The sequence below is a fragment of the Kribbella sp. NPDC059898 genome, from assembly GCF_042730855.1.
Taxonomy (GTDB): Bacteria; Actinomycetota; Actinomycetes; order Propionibacteriales; family Kribbellaceae; genus Kribbella.
Genome location: NZ_JBHWKR010000023.1, coordinates 31,432 through 51,045, shown reverse-complemented (window position 1 = coordinate 51,045; position 19,614 = coordinate 31,432). Strand labels below are relative to the sequence as shown.

Sequence of the window (19,614 nt, the reverse complement as noted above, 5' to 3'; positions counted from 1 at the left end):
TTACAGCACCAAAGGAACTTTCTTTCGGAAAGATCACGAGCGGCGACCCCGGTGCACGTCCCTGAACACCGGGGTCTGGATCGACGGCCTCTCGAGCGATCGTCGTTCGTTCCCCCTAGGTTCCCCACTGCGCGGTTGTCATGCGCGCCGATCAGAACCGGACGGCCAGCAACACCCGTCCGGTCTCGGAGCTGCGGATGTCGAGCGCCTGGATCTCGTCCCGTTTCAGCTTGGTGGTGGCGGCCGGTTTGACCGTGGTGCCGGGCGCGGAGGTCCAGCTCGCGATCAGCTGGACCTTCCCGGAGGTGTCGGTGACGAACAGCTCGTACCCGCGAGAGCGTTCGCTCGGCGTCGCGAGCTCGTCGTACCTGCAGCTGATCTCGATCGTCGTACCCCACGGCTCCGGCACCAGGCGGGCGTCGGCGGACAGCTTGCTGGACACCGTCTGGGACAGTACGACGTAGTCGCCCTTGGGGTCGTCCTTCGTCAACGGGATCGCGACCACCGCGCCGACGACCGCCGCAGCGACCGCGATCGCGGACGCGAGTGCGCCGTACCGGATCCGCTGCCGCCGCCGGGCGCGCTGCACGCTCCGGGTCAACCCGGGCAGCAGGTTCGGAGGTTCGGTGGTGACGGTGGCCAGCGCCCGGTCGGCCGGCAGCGCGGCCAGCATTCCGGGTACGCCGGCCAGGGACGCGACGGCGGCCGAGCAGTCCGCACAGTCGTGCAGATGCTCCTCGTACACGTGCCGGTCCTTCGCCGACAGCGCGCCGAGCAGGTACGCCGCGTCCCATTCGCGGTACGGGTCGCTCATTGACTCGTGACCCCCTTCTCCTGCAGTGCGAGCTTGAGGGCCCGCAGCCCGTAGTGCAGCCGTGACTTCACGGTGCCCGACGGGATGTCCAGCTCCTCGGCGATGTCGGTGACCGTCCGGCGGCCGTAGTACGCGCGGACGATCACCTGCCGATGTTCCTCCGACAACTGTGCCAGCGACTCGGCCACCAGCCAGGCGTCCAGTACGGCGTTGGCGTGGTCGGCGCTCGGGTTCTCCGGGAGGTCGTCGCTGGCGACCTCCCGGCTGACCCGGGCGCTGCGCCGGTCGTCGATGACCAGGTTGCGGGCGACCGTGAACAGCCAGGCGCGGGCGCCCGGCTCGTCCTCGGTGAGGATGTTCGGCCGCCGCCACGCCCGCAGCAGGGTCTCCTGGACGACGTCCTCGGCCAGCCGGTCGTCGCCGGTCAGCCGGACGACGAACCGCCAGAGCGCGGGCGCGTGCACGTCGTGCAGCTCGCGCAGCAGCGTCGCCCGGTCGTCGGCCATCGGCGCTCCTGCCCTGTCGATCATCCCTAGTTGGCCGCGGTTGTCCGCGCGGTCACCTTGGCCGGCCGCTCGACGGCCCAGGCGCCGTTGCCCAGGAAAGCGATCAGCAGGAAGGCGAAGCAGAAGAGCGCCGCCTTCTCGCCACCATTCTGCACAGGCAGCAAAGCGCTGGCCTGGTGGACGGTGAAGTACGCGTACGCCATCGACCCGGAGCACAGCAACGCGGCGTACCTGGTGCCGAGCCCGATCATCACCAGCGCGCCGGCCACCGTCTGGATCAGCGAGGCCCACCAGGACGGCCAGACCAGTAGCCCGGCCTTCTCGACGCCGAGCACGCCGAACAGCGCCGCGGCGCCGTGGGTCGCGAACAGGAATCCGACGACGATCCGGAAAACACCGATCACTTCCTTCTGAAAACGCTCCAGTACCTGCACAGGGCCTCACTCCTCGGGGCGGTGGGGTTGGTGTCTGTGTCTGGTTCGAACGATTGAACGCTCCACTTGGTTCACCGCTGCGTCGCGAATTGATAGCCACGGGTCGCCACCACCAGTCCGGCGCCCCAGACCAGGTACGCCGGGACCGCGACCCAGAAGAAGCTGTCCGGCAGCCCGACATCGCCGTACGCCGGCCTCCCCTGGACCACGTTCGCGATCATCTGGACCAGCCCGACCCCGAAGTACGCCGACATGCCGCAGCCGATGACGTACCCCGGAAGCAGCAGGAGCCAGCGCGGGAACCACCGTCCAAGCCGATGCACGAGCAGGAACGGCAGCAACGTCCCCGCGAGCAGGAACCCTCCCTCGAAGAGCACCAGTGACAGACCCCCGCCGAACGGCGTCTTCCCGAAGCCGACGACCACCTGCGCGCCAAGCCGGGTGAGGCAGCCCACAACCGCGACGCACGCGCCCGCGACCGGGACCCACGACGGCCACGGCCGCGCAACAGGCTGATGCGCGCGGGCCAGCAGGCCGAGCAGTACGGCGCCCGCGACCGCACCGAGCCGGCTGAGCATCCCGAGCACGTCGAACGGGATGCCGAGGCCGGGAAGAACAAGAGCAACCGCGTCGAGCAGGATGAACGCGGCCGCCGCGAGCCAGCCCGCCGCCAGCGCCCACAGCAGCCGCGGACGGACCCGGATCACGGCGAGCGCGGTCACCGCACAGCCGGCCAGCGCGACCCACCCTGGCACCAGCAGGTCGTCGCCGGGCAGCTTCCACGCCGGCGCATGGCCGGTCAGGTACCAGATCCGCAGGGCGCCGTACGCCGCCGCCCACACCACCACCGCTCGTCGCATACCGCCAGTCTTCCGACGGCACGCAGGCGCCGGATCACCCGCGCGGGTGAACGCCCTCCACCGTCAGCGGGAGGCGTGCAACTGCTGCAGCAACTGGAGGAACGTCGTACGGTCGGCCGCCGGCAGGCCGTCGAGCACCCGCAGTTCGGCGGCCTGGATGTCCTTGCGGACGGCCCGCCGGATCGTCCGCCCCGACGGGGTGATCGACAGCAGCCGGACGCGCCGGTCGTCGGGGTCCGGGGTGCGCTCGATCAGCCCGGACCGCTGCAGTTCGTCGAGGGTGCCGATGATCCGGGACTTGTCCGCGCCGATCGCCTCCGCGAGCGCGGCCTGGGTCCGGACCGGGGTGTCGTCCAGCGCGTTCAGGACGACGTACCCCCACATCGAGACGTCGTGCGCGGCCAGGATCGGCAGCTCGATCGCGATCAGCTCCCGAACGATCGGCGCCAGCATCGCTGCCAGGTCGGAGCGTTCGGTGGCCATGCCCGAAAAGGTAGCACTGGCGCAATCATATGCTGGAGCATATGATCAGCGCATGCCTACTATTGACTACGTGGCGCTCGACGCCGAAGCCGTCCGGACCAGCATCGACCTGGTCGGCACGGCGACCCCTGACGATCTCTCCCGCCCGACGCCCTGCCGGGCCTGGACGCTCTACGGCCTGCTCGCCCACATGGCCACCCAGCACTACGGGTTCGCCGCCGCGTCCCGCGGCGAGGACGACCCGGCGATCTGGAAGCTCCGCGACCTCGGCGACGATCCGGTGAAGGCGTACGTCGAGTCCGCAGAGCATGTGCTGGACGCGTTCGCGCAGCCCGGCGTCGCCGAGCGGACCTTCCCGCTGGCGGAGTTCGGCGCCGCCTTCCCGGGCGCGCAGGCGATCAGCTTCCACTTCATCGACTACGTCGTCCACAGCTGGGACGTCGCGAAGTCCCTCGGTACGACGGTGTCGTTCGGCCCGGACGTTCTCGCCGCCGCGCACAGCGTGGCGCACGTCGTGCCCGCCGGCGACGTCCGGCTGGTGCCCGGCGCGGCGTTCGCGCCGGACATGGCCTGGGACGACCAGGAGAGCCTCGACGGCATCGTCGCCTACCTCGGCCGCAACCCCGCCTGGCCCAGCTGAAGCATCGCCTCGTACTCGTGGCGGTACATCGTGAGGTTCGCCGTACCGGGCACGACCGCGGTGTCCGGGCGGCCGGTCCGGTTGGGGTGCACGCGGGTGTACGTGAGGTGGTACTTGACGTCGACCTGCACCGTCACGACCGGGCCGCGCTCGTACATCGATGTCTCGTTCCGTCCGCCGGTGAAGTCGGAGACCTTCTCGGTGGCCTGCTCGCCGCCTGTCAGGCCGACGCCGAAGACGCCGCCCGGGTTCGAGGTTCCGTACGAGCCGGCGGCGGGCAGCAGGTGCGTGCTGCTCGTCGTCGTCTGAGTGCCGTGCTGTTCACGGTCGATCTGGCCGAGCTGGGTCTCGTCCTCGACGATCAACCGCATCCCGGACAGTTCGGCCCGGACGTGGACGGCGACCGTGCGGGACCGGTGGCCCGGTACCGGCAGCCGCACCGCCACGTAGCCGTCAGGTGAGGCGATCCGTTCGAACGCGGCCATCCGGGTCGCGGCGGACAGGACGTTCTCCAACGTGGTCCGATGCAGTTGCACGCCTGCCTGGGTGAGCATGTCCGGCCTGCCCAGCCGGTCGTGCACGGTCTCGAACAGCCCGTTCGCCGTCGTGCCGCCGAGGACCGCGCCGCGGGGCAGCGCGACCGTACGGGGGTCAGCCTCCGTCGGCTCGGCGTTGATGACCGACGGCGGCACCAGCAACGTCAGCTCACCGGTCAGCGTGCGCACCGTGGAGTCGTTGACCTCCACGGTCAGCTCGAAGCCGCGGGTGACCCGCATCGTCCGGTCCCACAGCGCCCGGGTGATCCGGGTGTTCTGGTCGGTGCTCGACGCGGTGCTCGACGTACTCAGCTCGGTCCCGGCGCCGACCTTGTGCGGTGACAGTGCGCCGTCGAGCTCACCGCCGTACGACGTGGTGCGGGCGACGCTGCGGCTCAGCTCGCGGTAGTTGTAGACCTGCAGGATCGTTGTCGCGTTCGCGTCGGGCTCCTCGGCCGGCGGCCGGTCCATGGTGAACCCGCCCTTGTACCGCAGCCTGATCCGCACCTTCACCGGCCGCCCGAGCGCGGTCGGGTACTCGGTGACGAACCCGCTCGGGCTGAGCAGGTTGTCGATGTGCCCGTGCCAGCGCAGCCCGGCCAGATCACCGCGCAGGCCCGCGGAGAGTACCGGGTCCTCGAGTGCGTCCTCGTCGAGTACGGCGAGCACCTCGCGGTACAGGTCGGACTCGGCGCCGTCCGGGTCGCGCACCGACGAGCTGTCGATCATCGCCGCGCCCATCGTGTTCTCGTAGTACGCCGGCACCGTGATCTGCTCGCGCTGCTCCGCCAGCTCCTTGGCTCTGCGGAACACCTCGGCCAGTCGGGCGGGCTCCCCGCCGGTGAGCAGGTGGATCAGCGGCTTCACGTCCGCGGGCCGGGCCTCGCGGACGTACCGGTGGATCACCGACACCGCCGTCCGCTGGTCGAGCTTCAGCTTGCCGTCGCGCAGCCGATCGATGACCTCGGCAACCATCTGCTCCGGCAGGTCGAGCTTGCGGCGGCCGTACAGCCGCAGGACGTCGGGCTCCGGCATCGTCAGCATCAGCCCGCCGGCGCCGACGCCGACCTGCTGAGGCTTTGCCCCGGCCTCCTCCAGGTCGGCGATGACCGCGAGATCGGCCCAGAACTGGTACTGCCGGCCGTTCCGGATGATCAGCCGCTCGATGCCGCCGATCTGCGTCTCGGTCCGGCTCGCCGATCGACTGGCCGAACGCTTCCCGCTGAACGTTCCGCCGTACGACGATCCGTCCGCCTCGGCCATGCCGTCGGTGAAGTCGCCCGACACGGAGCCCCCGTTCGACGTACCGGTGGTGAGGGCGGTGCTGCCGAGGGTCAGGTTGATCTCGCCGTTCACCGGGCTGCCGTAGCCGACGTACCGGAGATTCCACAGTGTCGTGCTGACCGTGAGCTTCGCACGGCCGGCCGTGATGCGGTTCTGCGCGACCACCTGGCCGGGCGTCGACGGCACCGGCGTGACCAGCAGGCCGGTCCGGTACGGCGCCAGCAGCAGCTCGGGGCGCGCCGCCAGGTTGCGCGGGTTCAGGAACGCGCTGAGGTGGTGCAACGCCGAGCTGTCCGCGCGGGCGAGCTGCGGCAGGCGTTGCAGCAGCCGGCCGACCGGGTCGCCGATGTCGACCGCCTGGAAAGTTGCCGAGCGCAACAGCAGCGGGTCGACCTCGCCCGGGATCGCCGTCGCCGGGGGGAGGTCGCCGGCGCAGAACTCGCTGTCGACCGCGATCCGCGCCGCGCCGCTGTCGGCCGCGATCGGCGTGGACTCGTCGGTCACCTCGGTGACGACGATCCGGTGCGGTACGTCGAACACGGCGACCTTCGCGGTGCTCTCGGTCAGCGACACCCGGTTCACGGTGCTCCCGGTCGCCCAGCCGACGGACCGGCCGAGCACCGTGAACCCGGGGGTCACGCCGCCGTCGGGTGTCGTTCCCACCGTCGCCTTGTTGCTGAGGCCGCCCCGGAACTGCCAAGGCAGGCTGTGCGACCAGCTGCCGGACTTGCCGGTGCTGTTCGAGCCGATGTCCAGGTTGACCACAGTCTGACCGTCGGTCAGCCCGAGGAACTCGGCCTTGGCCGCGTCCGGGTAGATCTTGATCCGGTACGTGTGCTGCTCCGGCAGCAGCCCTGGCCGGTGCAGGTCGAGCTGGAACAGGATGCCTTCCTGGGCCGCGATGTCGTACCCGGTCTCCAGGCGATGCCGCGCGAGCTGCTCGCAGACCCGTTCGAGGTTCGCCAGCTGGCTCGCGACAAGCTCCCGGTTCCTCCGGCCGTCCGGGATCAGGCCCTTCCCGGCCAGGTGGTCGAGGAAGTCCTTCAGCACCTTGTCGGCACCGGTGAGCTCCTGCACGAGCGCAGGTCCCGCGCCCCGGATCGCCTGCATCCAGACCGGGAGCTTGTACTCCGTCTCCTGCGGCACGGGATCGCCGCGCAGCAGCAGCCGCTTGTCCTTGCCGTACCGCGGCCGGCCGTCCTTCCCGCGGACGATCGCCGCGGCCGGGACCGGCAGCCCGTAGCGGAACGCGTCGTTCTCGGGCATCCGCAGCACGGCGTCGCCCTCGGCCGTCAGCGTGAAGCTGTCGCGCTTGCGGACGACGTGGATCGTCAAGGTGTGGACCAGCCGGAGCTTCACGCCGACGGTCGGCTGGACCCGTTGCACGCTGGGATGGATCGCCATGTCGCCGGTACTCACGGTGACGTCGGACCCGGTGCTGACTCCCACCTTGGCGCTCAGCCCGAAGTCCCAGGCGGCCACCGTCCCGCCGACGGAGATCGTGTACGAGTCGCCGGCCGACCTGGTCTGGCTGCCCGACGTGCCCGAGAAACCGACCCGGAGCCGCTCGATCTTGTGGTCCTTCGAGCTGGCGCCGAGCATCGTCGTCTGCTCCCGCACCACCTTGGTCTCGAGTTGCGCGTACGCGACCACGCGTCCGCCGGTGGTGATCGGCCGGGTCAGGCCGCCCGGGCGGGTGGTCTGCGCAAGCCGGCCCGGTACGTCCTCCAGCAGCATGCCGCGGAGCTGGTCGTGACCGATCCGGTCGAGCTTCTTCAGTCGTTGCCGCAGGCCCGCAATCGCCCCCTCCGCCAGGTCGCTCAGCCCGTCGACCCGGGACGCGGCGTGCTCCGGCAACGCCGTACCGCGGGTGTCGCTCTCGATCGTCACGGTGTCCTTCGGCGTACCGACCGTGTACGCGTGGCTGATCCCGAGATCCAGGGTCTCCTGCCCCGCAACCACATGCTGCTCCGACCAGGCGCCGATCGCGGAGGTCCGGATCCGCCAGCTCCAGCGCGGCCGGGTCGCGCGGAACCTGAGGATCTCGCCCTGGATCACGTCGACCGCCCCGGGCAGTCCGTACTCCGTCGCGCCGCCGGTCACGCTCAGCCCGGTGTGCTTCCCGTACTCGACGCTCGGCGCGGCGGCCGTCGCGATCGCCTTCACCGGGTTGTGGTCCGGCAGCCCGGACAGCGCGGCGTCGAACTTCAGCGCGCCGTTCCCGCCGTACGTCGTGGTGGTCGTCGTACCGATGTTGCTGCCGCCCTGCACGATCTGGCCGAGCTGGCCCTCCTCGAACGTGACCGGGTGGTTCAGGACCTCCTGTAGCTGATTCGGGTCGAGGAACAGCTCGAACTGGACGAGTTCGCTGACATCCGCCTGCGGGTCGTTGCCGACCGTCAGGATCAGGCCGTCGGGCGACAGCAGGCGGCGCGTCTCCGCGCGCAACGTACGGCGCAGCAGTTCGGGCGTGAACCGGAACTCCTTACCTGCTTGGAAAAGCGCGTCGTTCAGCTCCTTGGTGAGTGCTGTCAGGTGTGGGAGATCGCCGGAGACGATCGCGGTCGGCAGCACGTCCTTCGACGGCAGACTTTCCGCGACGCGCTGCTCGTACAGCAGCTCGGCCTGCTGGGCTCTCGCCAGCGCCGCGGGCGTCTGGTGGTCGCGGAACGCCTGCCACGCCTGACGCGCTTGCTCGCCCTGGACCGCCGCCTTCGTGCAAGCTTCGGCGATGGCGGTGTGCCTTGCCGTCTTGTCCTTGTCCTTTGACTCAGCCGCGCTCTTGGTGCGGGCGTCGGCGCGGTCCATCAGGTCGGTGCGCTGCTGCCGGATCGCGCCGATCCGCATCCGCGCGTACGTCGGCCAGTCGATCGGGATCTGTTGCTGCTGGACGAGGCGGGCCGGGACCGCCCGCGCCCGGTCCGCGGTCAGGCTGCGCAGGAAGTCCACCCGCGCCTTCAACGCCCGCAGATCCGCGGATCGAGCCGGTCCACGGCGGCGTTCCGCGTCGAAGATCACGTCCGCCGCGATGTCGAGCAGGGACTTGCCGGTCGTCGCGTGCACCTGGATCTGCGCGAGCGAGAACGGCCCGTACCGGTCGTCGGTGGCGAGGTGGATCTTGGCCGCGATCAGCGCCGCGTCCGTGGCCTTCCCGGACCAGGTGCGGTCGGAGAGGATCCGTGGGTGCACCGGGTCGTGGTGCAGCACCGAGTCGCTCACCGGACGGTCCTGCGGACCCGCGAGCCTCACGTGCGGGTCGACGCCGAGCTTGTGGAGCACGTCGGCGTACTGCGCGAGCGTGGTGGAGATCGCCACCAGTACGTCGCTGAGCTCGTGCAACTCGTCGTACCGCTGGAGGAGCCGGTGCCGGTCGGCGTCCAGCTTCTCGAGCTTGATCAGCAAGCGACTGAGTTCGGCGGAACCGCGGTCCTCGCGGCGCTCGAGCGCGATGAACGTGGTCAGCTCGCTGGTCGGCGCGGGCCGGGTCCGCGGGGTCCGGCCGGCGACCGCGTCCTCGATCCGGTCGACCTCGTGCGCGGTGTCGGCGACGGTGGCCCGTTCGCGGTCGAGTTCGTCGGCGGCCCGCTTCTCGGCGCCGCGGTCCCGCTCGGCCATGTCCGCCTTGACCCGCATCCGGCGACGCAGGTACTTCGCATAGAAGCTGACCGGCAGCACACAGCCGGCCGCCAGGGCCTGCCAGAAGTACAGCGGGTTCAGGTCGAAGCTGGCCACCATCCAGCTCGCCACGCCGACGCCCGAGGCCCCGATCGCGAACGCGCCGACGGCGTACCAGCGGCGCGCGGTCGTCGCCTCGCGGTCAGGATGCAGGACGGGCGACCAGGGCGGCAGGACCGGGACGGGCACCATGTCCTCGGGCGCCTCGGCCAGGAGTGCGTCCAACCGCGTGAGCAGCGGGTCGCCGATCTCGTCCGTACACGCCTGGACCGAGAGCCGGAGGAGGTCGAGCCAGTTGTGCATGCGGCGGTCGAACGCGTTCCGGTTCGCCTCGGCGTGGAAGGCCTCGACGAGCCCGGACACGGCGCCGATCGTGCCGAGCCGGGAGAGTGCCTCGAGTACGGCGGTGGGCGCGGTGTCGAGCTGCTGCTGCAGGTATACGCTGGTGACGCGGTGCGCCATCGGTACGGCGCCGAGCGGCAGCTCGCGCCCGGCGAAGTACCACTTGGCCGGGACCACGCCGCGGCCGGTGTGATCCGTCGGCGCCTCGAAGTCGAAGGCCGGGAGCGTCACGCCCGGCTCCCCCAGTTGGTTGCCGAGGGCCCGCAATCGCATCAGGTGGTCGGCGGTACCACGGATCTCGTCGACCAGCTGCCGCCAGCTCCGCCACTCGTAGTCGCGGGTACGGCGCTCGTCGTCGAGGGCCGCCTGATGCCGCGCGAACAGGTACTGCGTGGAGCCGACGACCGCGACCGCCAGCCCGACCGTGGCGCCGACGACGACCGGCGGTACGACGAACGCCATCGGGATCGCCGCGGCCGCGATCGGGATCGAGCTGCGCAGCGGGAACGACCACCACGGCGTGGTCAACGCAGGCGCCTTCTTCTCCGGAACAGTCAGGTCCGCGCGCGGCACCGGGCGTTGAGCGCTCGGTACGCCGGCCGCCGCCAGAACCTTGTGGTAGGCGGTACGGACCGCGTTCCCGAGTACGGCGCGTTGCGGTTCGCGGGCCTGCTCGTCGAGGGCGCGGCGGTAGGTGCGGCGGTCTGCCTTCACCTGCTCCTCGCGCGATTCGACGTACCGGTTGGCGAGGGTGCGCACCGGGGACAGGACGACGGCGCCGGTCAGGACCGCGGCGGCGAGGCCGACGCGGCCGTAGCCCGCGAGCACCGCTGCGGACGCCGTCCCGGCCGGGACGGTCTCCAGGAATCCGAGGATCAGGTCGGCGCGCAGCCCGGGCATGGACTTGGCGCCGCCGTCGATGGACCGATTGACCCGCTGGAGCAGGCTGGGCTTCAGGTCGGCGACCGCGGCCGCGAGATCGTGCGGCAACGCGGACCGGAGGTCGTCGTGCGTTGCCACGCCGAGCGCGTGGGCGAGTTCGGAGAACTGGCGGGCCGCGGTACGACGACGTACGACGGTCGTCGCAGTCTCCCGCTGCTGAAGCAGGCCGCGGAGACGGGCGAACGCGGCGGCGACGGACTGCCGGTCGGAGGCGTTGATCTGCGCCACGAACCGGCTCGGGTCCAGCCTGCCGAGTTCGGCGGCCTTCGCCGGGCCGTGCCAGTTGACGAACTGCCGCAGCATCGGCTGCTCGCGGAGAACCGTCAGGCGGCTGACCGACTGGCCGGGCTCGGGCGACACCTCGGGCTGTTTCGCGAAATGCCGGAAAAGCCCATGCACAAAGCGATCCACAGCCGGGTCCGGCGCGAACGGCTGGCTGGTGTCGAGCGGCGGCAGGAGCACCGGACTGAACGCGGCCGGGTCGGTCCAGCCGTCTTCCAGTTTGTCCAGCTTGAACTGGGCCTTCTGGCGAAGCACGGCTGCGACGCGCTGCTGGAGCGCAAGTGGGAGATTGCCGCCGGTCTTGCCCAGGTGGTGCAGGAGGATCCGGAGTTCCTTGCGGAAGTGGTACCGCGACTCGCCGCGTTCCACCCGGCCGACCAGGTAGCCCACCTCGGCCTGCCGGGCGACCTCGGCGTGCGCGTCCGGTTGTGCCCCGCCGTGTGCCGCGATGATGCCGGCGATCGCGTTGGTGAGCGCGCGGCCGACGACGTCGCGGCCGGTCTGCGGGGACAGCGTGATCCGGGCCCAGTGCATGGACTGCGCGGTCCGTTCCCAGCGCACCGGTCCGGCGTTGGTGAAGTCGCCGGAAACGCTCAGTTCGAGCGTGAGGTCCGGTGCTTTCCAGCAGGAGATCGTGATCCGGTTCGCGTCGAGCGCGATCGCCCGTACGTCGGAGTGCACCGAGCCGACCGCGTTGGCGATCTCCGGCAGCGCGGCCTCGGCGGCCGCCCAGACCGCGGCCGGGTTCGGCTTGCGGCGGCCGTCGCCGCGGAAGTCGCTGCGGTGGATGCTGCCCGCACCGCCGCGCGGCTGGTCCCGGTGCACCCGGCGGTCCCGTCCGGTTTGGTTGCCGAAGGCCCGCTTTACGTTGTCGAACGCTGCCTGCAGCAACTGATCGGCGAACGGGGCGAGCTCGGCCTCGCCTGGTAGCGGCTGGATCTCGGTGGAGTCGATCGCATGGAAGGTGCCGTTCGCGTCGACCGCACCGTGCAGCTCGCCGGCCGGGTAGTAGCCGAGGGCATGCAAACGGCGTACGTACTCGTGCAGCTGGTAGACCGTGTCGAGCGTGACCGCCTCGATGTGTACGGCGGGATCCACCGGCTCCACGGCGAATCCGACGTACGGCGTGCCGTCGAGCTCGGTCGTGACGAGCCCGATCGGGACCGGGCCGTAGCCGGTGCGCGCGGCGACGTACGCGCGCTCGAGCTCCGCGACGACGCGATCGCGGGTCTCGGGTGTGTCCGGGTAGAGCTGCGCGGCCGGGTGATCGCCCGCGGTGTTCCAGTCGTACGACGGGGGCTGGAGGTCTGCATGCGGTTCCGGGGAGCGGCGGGGCCGGCCGTTCGGGGTGAACGGATGCTTCGCGGCCGCCCAGGCGATCCAGGCGTCGACGACCTCGAGTGGGTTCCGCTTCACGAAGATGTCCAGGTCGGTGCCGAGCGGCAGGTCGTACCCGAGCGGGCGGACGCGGCCGACGTCGTACACCCAGAACCGGCCGTCGCCGGCGATGCCGAACTGCAGGTCGCCGATGGTCAGGTTGTTCGCGACGAAGAACTCGCGGATCGCGAGCAGGCTGTCGAGCGAGGCCCGCGTCGGACGGAGCGCGTCCGGCGCCGCGAAGTCCGGGACGCTGACCCAGACGTCGCGGCTGATCCGCGGGAACCGGTCGGCCACGAACGCGTCCCGCCCGAACACGGTCGTCGGGTGCAGCGCGGCGATCACGTCCGTCGCGCCCGGCTTCTCCAACAGCCCTTCGAGCCGGCTGAGCTGGGTGTGGAACGACACCTCGACCGTGGGCAGCGCGATCAGCACCACCTTGTCGTAGAACGCGAACGCCGCCTTCGACCCGCCGATCCCGAGCAGCCTGCCGAGGTGTGGTTCGACGTCTTCGATCTGTACGCCCTCGGGATGCGCGGGCGTTCGTACCAGGTAGGAGCCGTCGCGCAGCTCGACGGTGCCTTCGCGCGGCGGTTCGGCCTTCGGGTGCAGGACCTGCCAGCCGTCCGTCGTACGGATCGTGAGGTCGACGCCCATGATGCTCGCGACCTTTTGCGCGAAGTCGCGCGGGGCGCCGTCGAGGACGACCGCGACGTTGCGGTACAGGTCGATCATCACCGCGAGGTGGTGCGGTGTCAGGCGGGCGCCTTCGATCTCGACATGGTTCTCGTCGGCCGCGGTGACGAGGAACCGCTTGACGGTGCCGGGTTGCAGGACCGCCGCGAGCGCCGGGTCGTCGAGGTCGTCGAGGTCGTCGTACGACGACTCCACCAGCCCGGTGGTGAACGCGGGCAGGCCGCCGCCGTCGTACTTGTTCATCCGCGCCGGGCGGATCCGCGCGATGCTCGGCCCGGGGTGACCGGAGCGGGTGCGGGCGACGGCTGCTGCGGCGTCGTACACCGGCCGGTTCCGGCGTACGGCGCGGTTGAGGAGGCGGGCGATCCGGTACAGCGGTTCGAGCTCATGGTGCCGGCGCGCGCGGTCGAGCGTCTCGTCGCTGATCCAGCCCCGTTGGTGCAGGAACCGGCCGAACGGCCCGACGAGTACCGCGTTGACGAACCGCCGCGGCAGCCCACCCTCGATCAGCCGCGCCAGGAACTCCTCGGCATGATGATCGTCGTACAACGCCTTGATCTCGCCATACCCCTCCGGAGCGAGGATGCGGGCGAGCACATCCACCTCACGCAGCAGCGCGGCACGGTCCGCGGGGCTGAACAACCGCCACCCGTAGTGCCCGATCACCTCATGCGCGATCGTCGCCCGAACGTCCTCCGCCGACAGATGATCGGCCGCCGACACATAAACGACCCCGACACCGTCTTCCATCCGGAAGTACCCGGGCCGCGCCCCGTCCGCCGGCTCGATCCCGTGCTTCGCCACCAACTCCTGGTTGTCCGCGCCGACCACGAACCGCACACCGATCTTCCCCGGCAACCGCAACCACTTCCGGGCGTCCTCCACCGCCCGCTCGGCTCCCTCGACCGTCATCCCCGCACGAACACCCTCGACCAACCGAGCCCGCTCGGACTCACGGCGAGCGTTCTCGATTGCCACAGTCAGCAGGTTGTTCCGAGTGCTGCGGGCAATGAACGGCCCGATCTCACCGGGCGCGACGACGTTCGTGGACAGCCGTCGTACGGCCTCGAAGTCGATTGGATGCACGTTGCCCGCGTCGTCGACGAGGAACTGCAGTTCGTCCTGAACGTCGTACCCGTTGTCCACCAAGCGCTGCAGATACTGGTCGAGTTGGCGAACGGTGGTGAAGTCGACGGCGGCGCGCCACCGATCAGCCTCCGCGACCACCGCCGGGTCGAGACTGCTGGTGCTGATGAACCCGCCCGGCACCGGCTCCATCGCGACACCCGCGTACTCCTGGCCGTCGATCGTCGCCTTGACCAGCCCGTACAACTCAGGCGCGTACCCGGTCAGCTCGGCAGCGCGCTGACCGGCGAACTCGCGCATGATCTGCCGGTCGAAGCCCTGGGCAGGCCACAACTTCACGGCCCACTTCCGGCCGTCAGGCCTGTCGATCTGGAAGACGCCGGTGTACTCGCCGAGCGACGCGACCGAACCGGTCATGCCGACACTGCTCAAGCGCTTCAGCGCCGCCGGCTCCAGCTCGAGACGAGTCGCCTCGTCCCAGCGCACCGGGTACGTCGAACGCCCGGCCGGCAGCCGCGGCGCCCGGGCGACCTCGACGCCCAGCGCCGACCCCCGACCGAACACCTCGTGGTACTCGCGGCCCTCCCAGCTCTCGATCTCCGCGAGCAACTCCTCCGGGCCGAGCTGACTCTCGAGCAGCGGCCGGATCCCGTCCAGCAGCACTGCGTCGTTCGCGGTGACGCGTCCGACGATCGCGACGATCCGGTCCTGCTGCTCGGCGGTCAGGCCCTTGTACGACAGGAGCTCGCGAACCGCCGGGTCGGGTGCCGCTTCCCGCACCGGAGCCGGTGTCTCCTCCGGGACAGGACCGTTCGCTACGGCCGCCTCCACCAGCAGCCGACGGTGCTCGGCGACGATCGCGAAGTGGTCGGCGATCCGGGACTCCCGGACGGACGGATCCGCGGGCAGTTCCTCGACGCCGGTCAGGTCGACCGGCCGGAAGTTCCCGGCCTCGTCGACGAAGTACTTCAGGTCGCGGCGCAGCGAGTACCCGGAGACGATCAGCGAGCGGCCGAAGACGTCGAGCTGCTGGGCGGTCCGGAACGTCACCCGCGACCGGCGGCGCGCGGCCTCCGCGATCGCCTCCGCCGGGGCGTCCGCCGCCGCCACGATCGGCCCGCCCAGCACCGGCGCCATGCCGACGCCGACGTACTGCCGGTCGCCGACGGTGGCACGCACCAGCCCGTACGGCGGCGGGCCGAAGCCGGTCAGGTAGGCGCCGTACAGGCCGTCGAGTTCGGCCAGCGCGCTCTCGCTGTCCGGGGAGAACTTCACCGCCCAGTCGGCGCCGTCCGGGCCGGTCAGCTGCTCGGGCAAACTCTCGTGTACGCCGAGATCGACCGCGTCGGCGAGGTCCCGCGACGGGCGGGCGAGCGGTACGGGCGTGGGCGCGTCGGCCATCCCGATGCCGAACAGGACGCCCTTGCCGAACACATCCGGATAGCTTTGCCCCTCCCAGCCTCGGATTTCCTCCATCAGCCGTTCCGGGCCGAGCGACCGCAGCCACGGACTTTCGAGGAGCGGCCGGAGTCCTTCAAGTCGTACCGGGTCCTGGGCGGTCAGGCTGTGGACGATCCCGCGGACCTCGGTCTGCTCGGCCTGCGACAGCCGCTGGTACGCCACGCCGTCGAGCGGATGGGGCTGCGGCTGGTCAGACAGCCGGCGGCTGCGGGCGGTGTCGTCCTCGTGGATCTCTTGGCGTTCGATGTCTCGGATCTTGTCGACTTGGGCGCGTTGGCCGGCGTGTTGAGCGGTTTCGACGGCGTGGTTGTAGGCGGTTGGGTCGAGCTTGGTTTCCGCGATCTTCAGGGCGCCGGCAGCGGCTTGGACGGTGGGGGCTGTGTGGGCGCCTTGGCCGAGGGCGGTTGCCTTGGCGTGGGCGATGGTGGCGGTGACGTAGTCGTCGAACGCCTGCTTGCGAGCGGCTGAGGAGGGGGCGTCGTGGTACGCGACCGAGGCCTCCAGCGCGCTGCTGTTCTGGCGGAACAGCGTGTCCTCGTGGGAGGTGATCAGGCCGGCTCTACCCAGCGCGCCCTGGCGGCCGGAGCGGCTCATGGCCTGTTCCGTGGTGCGTGGCGACTGGGCATCGAAGTACGTGACGGTCGTCTGCAGGCCGCCCTCGGTGCGCGGTTTGATGTCGATGCCGCGGCTCATGACCTTGTTGCCGATCGTGATCGTGCCCGACTCGCCGGCTTGCCGCAGGACGCGGTTCAGGCCGGCGTTGTCCTGCTGGTCCTTGGGGAGGTTCTGCACCTCCTGGCCGAGCTTGAACAGCTCCCGGGCATCCACGATCTGGATCTCGACCGTGCCCGGGAGATCCTCGAGTGCCTTGGCGAGCAGCTTCTGGAGCGCCACGACCTCGTCGTTGTGCTCGACGAGGATCAGCTGCGGGTCGCCCTTCGACAGGTCGCCGTCCTTGGCCAGGTCGGAGATCACCCGGTCGACGACCGCCTGGTACTTCTCCTGCAGGGTCTCGACGGTCAGCGGTTCGTACTTCTCCAGCCGGGACGGCCTGGCCCGGTCGATCCCGGCGACCTCGCCGACCTTGCGTTCGCCGTACAGGTCGTGCATCGCCTGCGCAGCCAGCCTCGCCGTACCCGACATTCCCCGCACGCTCTTGTACTTGCCGAGCAGCTCCTGGGTCGTGACCCAGTTGGTGTGCTTCGGGTCCGCGCGTACCTCGAGCCCGTGGAGTTGTTCGAGCGCCTGGCCGACGTCGGTCCAGCGCTGCTCGAGCAGGGTCTCGCGGTCGATCAGCGGCTCACCGGTGTGCTCGCTGATGATGACGATGGTCTCCCGGCCGCCGATCTCCTGCCGGAAGTAGTGGCGCTCCTCGGTCAGGAAGTACTTCGCCTGCGCGGCCGCCTCCAGCCGGCGGACCTGGCGTTTGAGGCTTCGGGTGGACGACTCGGTGTCCGCCAGCCGCTGCCGGGCCTCGTCCGTGAGCCTGGCGCCCGCGGACGTCTGCTCGAAGTCGGACTCCTTGAAGGTGCCGTCCTCGATCGCCTCCTTCGCACGCCGTACTTCGGCCAGCGTCCGGGCCGAGGCGTTCCGGCCGCTGCCGGCGCTGTGGGTGTAGCGCTGCGCGGCGAGGTCGACCGCGACCGCGTCGATCTCGTCGACCAGGACGTGGTCGCCGTACACCCGGTGGCCGCGGATCGTGCTCCAGCCGAACGCCGCGACGTCACCGACGTACACGGTCCGGCCGTGCGGCTTCGGATACCGTACGCCGGGGTCGACGTGGATGACGTCGTACCCGAGTGGTTCGAGGACCTTGCGGAACGACGCGTGCGCCTGTTCGGCGAGGCTCTTGCTCGACGTCATGAAGTGGACCGGTTCGCCGGCCGCGATCATGCCGAGCGTGACGACGGCCACCGCCGTCTTGCCCTCGCCGGTCTTCATCTCTACCAGGAGGCCGTCGCGGAGGGCGGCGTCGGCGTGCAGCTGGGTCCAGTTCAGGCCGAAGCCCCAGCCCTCGGCGCGATCGGTGCGGTGGATCAGTTCATGGATCGCCAGCAGGCGCGCGTCGGCTTCGGTGAGGTCTTTGAGTGCATCGAGCTTGCCTTCGGAGAGCTGGCGGAGCTCGGCGGGGGTCAGGCGCGAGAGGACGTAGTCGAGTTTGGCGGCCAGGTGGGAGAGTCGCTTCGCGCTGGCGGCCAACTCCGCGACCTGGACGGCTGTGTCCGCGTCCTTGGCGGTCTTCAGGGCGTCACTTGCGTTGTGGTACTTCTGGTTCGCAGCCTCTAGGTGATCCTTCAGTTCTTGTGCTCGCGGGCCCTTGCTGCCGCGTTGGTAGGCCGTTTCTGCTCGGTCGCGTTCCTTCTCTGCGTCCTTGTACGCACGCCGGGCGTCGTCGGTCGACTGGTTGTTCGCGCGGTCTTCGCGGGCTTGGTCGCGCGTCTGCACCGCAGCCGCTTCCGCCTCCGCCCGCTCCTTCACCGCCGCCTGATGCGCCTCCGTATGAGTCCAGTCCTCGGGCTTCTTGCCGCTCGAGGTTTCGGTGTGCGGGGTGGGATGGCTGGTGTCCGAGTGGTTGGGCTGGTTGTCGTGCCCACCCGTACCTGCACCAGCTGGCTTGCCGGCGGCCACGGGCTGCTCTGCGCCAGGGGGTCGGTGCGTGGCGGGCGGTCCGTCTGCGGTGGCCGGCTTGGTCACGGGCGCAGGCTTGTCTGCGGCTGCCGGTTTGGGGGTCGGGTTTTCTGTGGCGGGGGTTTGGGCCTTCTCAGGGCCGGACGGGGGGTTTTCGTGGCCGGTTGCCTTGGCTGGTGTGGTGGTCTTTTCGGCGACGGGGGTCGCTGTTCGGTGTTCCGTGGGGCTGGTCTTCGGGTTGAGGGCAGTTCCGTCGACGGTGCCGGTGCGGGCGTCTGCGCGGGCCGACACCTCCGGGCGGACGGCTCCGGCGGCGGGCTGTGCCGGGCCTACGCCCATCACGCCGCCCGTCTCGGACCGCGCCTCGGCGCTGTTCACATGCGCCGTACCATTCCCGGTCTGCTCCACCAACCCGTTGGCCTGGCCAACCTCAACCCCGGGATGCGCCACCGACCCGTCGCCTGTACGAGGCGTCGGCGACACAGGCACTGCCGGAGGTGTGTCGTCCGGCGGATTGTTCGCCAGGTGATCGGTGAGCGGCTGGTTCCGCACCTCCGGCACGTGCACCGGCTCACCCGCCGGTGCCACCGGCGCATGCGACCTGGGCACAGGTACCGCCGTACCCATCACCCCGGCCCGCCACGCCTCCGTCCACGCCTCCCGGGCGGTAGGCACATGGCCCGTCCCGATCATGGTTGCCGTCGGCATCGTCACGGCCATCGTCGCGCCACCGGCCAACTGCCGAGCCACGACGGCCGGCACCTTCTGGGCCAGCGCCGGCATCCGGGCCGCAGCCGCCTTCCCCACCCCGGCCAGCCCCAACCCCGCCAGCGCCGCGATCGGTACGGCGGCCGCGGTGATCGCGGCGTTCGTCCCGGTCTCGCTCCAGTTCCACCCGGTCTCGTGCTCGTAGTTGCCCTGGGCATCTTGCCCACCGTGCCGCGACTGGTCGGTCACGATCCCGGCCACCTGCGCAACCGTGTTCGGTCCGAGACCGTTCGCCGCGACCAGCGCGGTCGCCTGGAAAACCTTGACCGGCGTCAGCGCCAGCGCCTTCCCGGCACGCGCTCGGAGCGCCGCAACGCTCAGCCCGATGATCTGCTCGAACTTGCGCTTCAGGAAGTTCTTCAGCCCGTTCGCCAGCACCGACCGCATCCCGAGACTGATCAGCTTGCCGGCCGGTACGGCGTACATCGCGAGGCCGATCGCGACCTGTGCCCAGAACATCACCTTGGCCCGGAACACGGTGTCCGCCTGGTCGCGCAGGTAGTTCGCGACCTCCTCGGCGGCCTGCGCGATCGACTCGACGCCGCCGGACTGCGCGTCCGACCCGTACTTGCCGATCTGCGCGCCCAGCGCCGTACCGGGCTCGCCCGACCAGATCTGCGGCAGCTTCTCCGCCGCGGTCCGGCACGGGGTGCCGACGCTCGTCCGCAGGTCCGCCGCGATCGCGTCGTACTGCCGGGCGTACTCGCGGAGCGCGTCCTCGTCGGCCGACGGGTAGTCGTCGGGGTCGACGCCGACGAACAGGCCGAGGAACTCGACGATCGGATGCGGCAGGCCCATGC

At 70.5% G+C, this 19,614-nt stretch carries 7 protein-coding genes; 1 reads left to right on the top strand and 6 read right to left on the bottom strand.

Translation table 11 applies throughout. The features are described 5' to 3' along the window. Nucleotides 1-151: 151 nt before the first annotated feature. The 5 genes from ACFV9C_RS41135 to ACFV9C_RS41115 all read right to left on the bottom strand — a co-directional run bounded on the left by ACFV9C_RS41135 (nucleotide 152) and on the right by ACFV9C_RS41115 (nucleotide 3,097). On the bottom strand, nucleotides 152-814 hold the full coding sequence (locus tag ACFV9C_RS41135) for an anti-sigma factor family protein (protein WP_380202818.1): 663 nt from the start codon (nucleotides 812-814) through the stop codon (nucleotides 152-154). Next, on the bottom strand, nucleotides 811-1,320 hold the full coding sequence (locus ACFV9C_RS41130; RefSeq protein ID WP_363751063.1) for a sigma-70 family RNA polymerase sigma factor: 510 nt from the start codon (nucleotides 1,318-1,320) through the stop codon (nucleotides 811-813). Before ACFV9C_RS41130 ends, ACFV9C_RS41135 begins: the two co-directional genes overlap by 4 nt. Before the next feature lie 26 nt (nucleotides 1,321-1,346). After that, complete coding sequence (locus ACFV9C_RS41125) at nucleotides 1,347-1,754, bottom strand: DoxX family protein (RefSeq protein WP_380202816.1); 408 nt, start codon at nucleotides 1,752-1,754, stop codon at nucleotides 1,347-1,349. 71 nt (nucleotides 1,755-1,825) lie between these two features. Continuing rightward, the gene (locus ACFV9C_RS41120) at nucleotides 1,826-2,614 is read right to left on the bottom strand and encodes a hypothetical protein (protein ID WP_380202814.1); all 789 of its coding nucleotides are present in this window, start codon (nucleotides 2,612-2,614) and stop codon (nucleotides 1,826-1,828) included. Between the two features lie 63 nt (nucleotides 2,615-2,677). Then, nucleotides 2,678-3,097 (bottom strand): MarR family winged helix-turn-helix transcriptional regulator, encoded by a 420-nt coding sequence (locus tag ACFV9C_RS41115; RefSeq protein ID WP_380202812.1) that lies wholly within the window; start codon nucleotides 3,095-3,097, stop codon nucleotides 2,678-2,680. A gap of 52 nt (nucleotides 3,098-3,149) precedes the next feature. On the opposite strand from ACFV9C_RS41115, the gene ACFV9C_RS41110 reads away from it, so the two are divergent. Continuing rightward, nucleotides 3,150-3,737, top strand: a complete 588-nt coding sequence (locus ACFV9C_RS41110) for a TIGR03086 family metal-binding protein (protein WP_380202810.1) — start codon at nucleotides 3,150-3,152, stop codon at nucleotides 3,735-3,737. On the opposite strand, the gene ACFV9C_RS41105 is transcribed toward ACFV9C_RS41110, so the two are convergent. After that, a complete protein-coding gene (locus ACFV9C_RS41105; RefSeq protein ID WP_380202808.1) occupies nucleotides 3,704-19,612 on the bottom strand; it encodes a hypothetical protein in 15,909 nt (5,302 codons plus the stop codon). The two genes, ACFV9C_RS41110 and ACFV9C_RS41105, sit on opposite strands and share 34 nt — an antisense overlap. Between the last annotated feature and the right edge of the window lie 2 nt (nucleotides 19,613-19,614).